This window comes from Streptomyces sp. AF1A (genome assembly GCF_047340315.1).
Classification (GTDB): Bacteria; Actinomycetota; Actinomycetes; order Streptomycetales; family Streptomycetaceae; genus Streptomyces.
Window position 1 is genome coordinate 1 of record NZ_JBLEBI010000368.1, and the last position, 1,710, is coordinate 1,710.

Sequence of the window (1,710 nt, forward strand, 5' to 3'; positions counted from 1 at the left end):
GTCGCCGCGACCGGCCCGCGCACCGAGGAACACGACGGCGCGACCTGCCCCGCCACCACGCCCCGGGCAGCGCGCCGCCGCCCTCGCCGAGTGCGTGAGGGAGCCGGTGGCGCTCCGGGGGTGCTCCCCCGGGGAGGCCCGCGCACGGATGATCCGGTTCCTGCAGCCGGCCGTCGCCGACAGCACCCTCGCCATCCTCGGCGAACCCACGCCCGAGGAGCAGGTGGCCTGCACGGATGTGCAGCGCGTGCTCGGCCGGCCGCCGTGCTCTTCGCCGCCCTGGCGGCGCGCGACGTCGCGGCGTACGGCCGACGAGCGGGCCGCCCCTCGGCCGAACGGTGCCCTGTTCACGCGCCACGCCGACCAGCTGCTCCGATTCATATGTTTATCGCCTTTATTGTCCACGGCACTGACAGCAACGGCCGAGGGGCGCACAACGCGTCGGAACGGGGCGCGATCCGGGATGTCGACGAGTGGAATCAGCCGCCGGCACGTGGCACGCCTGGCTCTCGGCGCCGGTGCCGCCGTGACCGCCACCGCGCTGACCGGATGCGGCCGGGACGGATGGGGCTTCGGTTCGGCGGGGCCCGGGGCGCAGGAGGCGACCAGGCTGATCGGTGACGGCTCGACGTCGTACACCGGACGCCAGCCGAACCAGCCGGATCCGCCCGCCGCGCTCGAACCCGGCGAGACTCCCCCGCAGTTCGTGGTGTTCTCCTGGGACGGCGCCGGCGAGCTGGGAACCGGCCTGTTCCCGCGCTTCCTGGACCTCGCCCGCGCCCACGGGGCGCACATGACGTTCTTCCTGTCCGGCCTGTACCTGCTGCCGGAGGACAAGAAGCGGCTGTACCGGCCGCCGAACAACCCGGCCGGCGCCTCGGACATCGGCTACCTCAGCGACGCGCACATCAAGGAGACCCTGAAGTACGTCCGGCAGGCCTGGCACGACGGCCACGAGATCGGCACCCACTTCAACGGGCACTTCTGCGAGGGCCCCGGATCGGTGGCCGACTGGACGTCCGCGCAGTGGCATGCGGAGATCGAGCAGGCGAGGTCGTTCGTGAAATCCTGGCGGACGAACACCGGTTGGCACGACGATCCGCCGCTGCCCTTCGACTACGACAAGGAACTGGTGGGCGGCCGTACCCCGTGCCTGCTCGGCCAGGAGAACCTGCTGCCCGCGGCGCGCGCACTCGGCTGGCGCTACGACGCCTCGTCACCGGGCGGCGTCCAACGCTGGCCGCGCAAGCGGGGAGGTCTCTGGGACCTGCCGCTGCAGGGCATCCCCTTTCCCGGGCACAGCTTCGAGGTGCTGTCCATGGACTACAACATGCTGGCGAACCAGTCCCGGAACACGACGCGCGCGCCCTCGTACAACTACCCCTACTGGCGCGCCCAGGCGACGCAGTCCTACCTGGCCGGCTTCGACCGCGCGTACGAGACGAACCGGGCGCCGCTGTTCATCGGCAACCACTTCGAGGAGTGGAACGGCGGCATCTACATGGACGCCGCCGAGGAGGCCCTGCGCCGGATCGCCGGACGCCCGGAGGTGCGCTTGGTCTCCTTCCGGCAGTTCGCCGACTGGCTCGACGCCCAGGACCCGCGGATCCTGGCGCGACTGCGCTCCCTGGAGGTCGGCGAGCGGCCGGCCGGTGGCTGGAAAGCGTTCCTGCGCCCCGCACGGCGCGCCTGAGGCAGGTCCCCGGCATG

General features: G+C 72.2%; 1 protein-coding gene. It reads left to right on the forward strand.

Going from position 1 to position 1,710, the window contains the following annotated elements; all coding sequences use genetic code 11:
• Nucleotides 1-463: 463 nt before the first annotated feature.
• Nucleotides 464-1,693, forward strand: a complete 1,230-nt coding sequence (locus tag ACLU3S_RS36880; RefSeq protein ID WP_413956335.1) for a hypothetical protein — start codon at nt 464-466, stop codon at nt 1,691-1,693.
• Nucleotides 1,694-1,710 lie beyond the last annotated feature (17 nt).